This window comes from Xenorhabdus stockiae, from assembly GCF_002632825.1.
GTDB classification, from domain to species: Bacteria; Pseudomonadota; Gammaproteobacteria; order Enterobacterales; family Enterobacteriaceae; genus Xenorhabdus; species Xenorhabdus stockiae.
The window spans coordinates 1-2560 of the sequence record NZ_NJAJ01000100.1 but is presented as its reverse complement, the minus strand read 5'-3'; the positions used below and the strand labels follow the sequence as shown (position 1 = coordinate 2560).

Annotated in this window: 4 protein-coding genes; 1 reads left to right on the top strand and 3 read right to left on the bottom strand. The window is 43.8% G+C overall.

What is annotated here, in order from left to right; genetic code table 11:
* Nucleotides 1-204: 204 nt before the first annotated feature.
* Genes Xsto_RS21760 through Xsto_RS20410 form a run of 3 tightly spaced genes read right to left on the bottom strand, consistent with a single transcriptional unit; the run spans nt 205 to nt 770 of the window.
* A complete protein-coding gene (locus Xsto_RS21760; protein WP_169926711.1) occupies nt 205-378 on the bottom strand; it encodes a hypothetical protein in 174 nt (57 codons plus the stop codon).
* Between the two features lie 12 nt (nt 379-390).
* Nucleotides 391-570: a hypothetical protein gene (locus tag Xsto_RS20415; RefSeq protein ID WP_099126279.1), complete on the bottom strand. Its 180-nt coding sequence runs from the start codon at nt 568-570 to the stop codon at nt 391-393.
* Between the two features lie 8 nt (nt 571-578).
* Nucleotides 579-770 (bottom strand): hypothetical protein, encoded by a 192-nt coding sequence (locus Xsto_RS20410; protein ID WP_099126278.1) that lies wholly within the window; start codon nt 768-770, stop codon nt 579-581.
* A 481-nt stretch (nt 771-1251) separates the two neighbouring features.
* Here Xsto_RS20410 and Xsto_RS20405 point away from each other — a divergent pair, with 481 nt between their 5' ends.
* The gene (locus tag Xsto_RS20405) at nt 1252-1683 is read left to right on the top strand and encodes a helix-turn-helix transcriptional regulator (RefSeq protein ID WP_099126277.1); all 432 of its coding nucleotides are present in this window, start codon (nt 1252-1254) and stop codon (nt 1681-1683) included.
* The last annotated feature ends 877 nt before the right edge of the window (nt 1684-2560 follow it).

The following is a 2560-nucleotide window of genomic DNA, read 5'->3' as shown; positions in this document are numbered from 1 at the left end:
TGAGCCGCCTTTCATGTCCTGACGGACATCTAAGATTCATTCCTTCCGGTGTATTTCCCTTTCAATCTCGTCAGAAAAAATAGTCTCGCGGGGTGTCGGGGCGTCGCCCTGACCAAGACGATTTGTAACAACGACTGCGTGCAGGCGGTGCTACAAATCACATCTTGTCCGCTATTTGACCCGGCTTTTTCGCAAATTTCACGATCACTTTTTTTTCAAATTTTTCGCAACCTTGAAACGGTTTTTCGTCAATTCAAAATCAGCATCAGGAACAACATGGCGACGAACACGAGAAGAGTTTGGTTGCAATTCGCCGTTCTCAATTGCCACCATTTCTTTTACACCACTCAGCAACTGTTGAAACAAATCTGCTTTCATAATTTTCTCAACTTATTGACGATCAAAATTCAAAAGATGGGCTTTCAGTTCTTCAGTAGATGCCGTCAAATTCGCCGTCATTAGCTTCACAAGACGTTCAGCCGAATCGCCCTCCCATTGGATGTCGGCAAACTCACAAAACAACTCCACGGTGTTCTCATGGCGTTTAATTAGCTCTGAAAGATTATTCATGACATCCCTCAGAGATCTTCATCGCTAAGCAGGTAATCTCTCATCGCAGTAAAACTGCCTTTCAGACTGTCCGCCAACAAGAGCATAAGCCATTTTTGTTCATGGCTTTCAGGGAGAACGGCGGCGTATTCGCAAAACGCTTTGACGATATTTTCATGATGGGCAATCGGTGGATACGTGCTAGAGTCGCAGGTATTCATGTAGACCTCGCATACAGGTTTATGTGATAGAAGCGCCTCAGATTGCACTCTGGGGCGTTTTGCTATTAGATCACCCGTAGATCTTCATGACAAGGGGTTATTTGCTCTACGGCGATTCCAGACCCCTTCCCGCCCTCACAAACCATGTTGCAGCCCAGGACACAAAGATAATTAAAAAAATCACCTGTCAGATTACCCGCAACGCTCGCCGCAAGGTTGGATTAGGGAGCGGCATCGCCGCGAGTCTGTCCAATCGAGGAAGCGTAATTTCGTCTGATCGGGCATAGGAACTCGGTCACTCCGATCCTCACTGAAGAACCGGTTTTAACTTGCACTTTCTAACGAAAATCGAGGTCTAAGGACTAATAAGATACAGAAGGGGATCTCTCGCAGCCCTTGGTACAAGCGGAAAGTTTTTGACGATAGTTACCTCACATGGTAACTTAGTTACCTCACATGGTAACTATTAGGATGAATTTAGATGCGAAAAGTCACACAAATAGATCTCGAAACCGGAGAGGATTTAGGCGGCTTTGTTGCTGTAGTTCGTCCTAAGCAAAAATCATCATTCGAGAGGCATTTCACCATGAACCAAGCAGCCCTACTCTTAATTGCAAATGAATTAAATCACGAACAGACAAGAGTGCTAATGGCTTTGCTTGCTGATCTGGATTACGAAAACTACATCCAAATAGCTCAAATAGACGTGGCAAACGCATTAAAAATGCAAAAAACCCATGTTAGTAGAGCCGTTAAGAATCTGATAGGGTTTGGAATCATCCTTGAAGGCCCCAAAATTGGGCGCAGCAAGACCTATAGGCTAAATCCGCAATTCGGTTGGAAGGGAACTGTGAGTAATCACAGAAAAGCCCTCAAAAACGGCCTCAGTGTTATTCAGGGCGGTAAAGCATAAGTAAGTCTTAAATATGAGACAAATGTGCAGTATTACTAACACTGCACATTCTAAATTCTTAAAGTTCTAAGTTCTTAGAATTCTAAATTCTTACGCAAAGTTATTTCGGATCAAATACAGCTCAACGCCTTGTGTACCAAGGGGTGGCGAATAATTTCAATCCCAGATTTATCCCTTAAGTATAAATACAAGGAAATCACCCGATTTTCACCCCGAAAAAGCCACCCAAAAACCGAACAAAACGAGATACCCGGTTACGTGAAAATTTTGACGTAATGCCAGAGGCAAAATCAGCATTCTGCGCCACGGATTGCATTCATAGCGCAGAACCCCGATTTTGCCCTTCCTGCTCGTGAAAAAGAACAAGGTAACTAGACAGCTCGTAAGTTTTTCAGGCGTTACATCTCAATCATCCAAAGATATAAATAATCAAATCTTGAAAATCAAGTATGCCAAAAGTGTATAAAAGCTGGATAATAAAACCCAATGTTTTCAGATACTTCATTACTACCACCATTAAAAATTCAATTATTAGGAGGCAGTAATTACTTCGTTCGATTTCAGGTATCTTAAGGGGGGCGGCTCGTAACTTCGTGTATATACCGAGAGGGGGATTTATCGTGCCCGTTGAAAGGGTCTTTTGTCTTCGACCGTCTGACTTTCACGTCACAGACAGATCGCTAAAAGATGGCTTAGCAGGGAGGAGGGGATTCGCGTTCCCTGATGAAATCCCCCCTTGTATCGGCGGAAAAAAAACGGCTATCCCAGTAACATTGGATGAGCCGCCTTTCATGTCCTGACGGACATCTAAGATTCATTCCTTCCGGTGTATTTCCCTTTCAATCTCGTCAGAAAAAATAGTCTCGCGGGGTGTCGG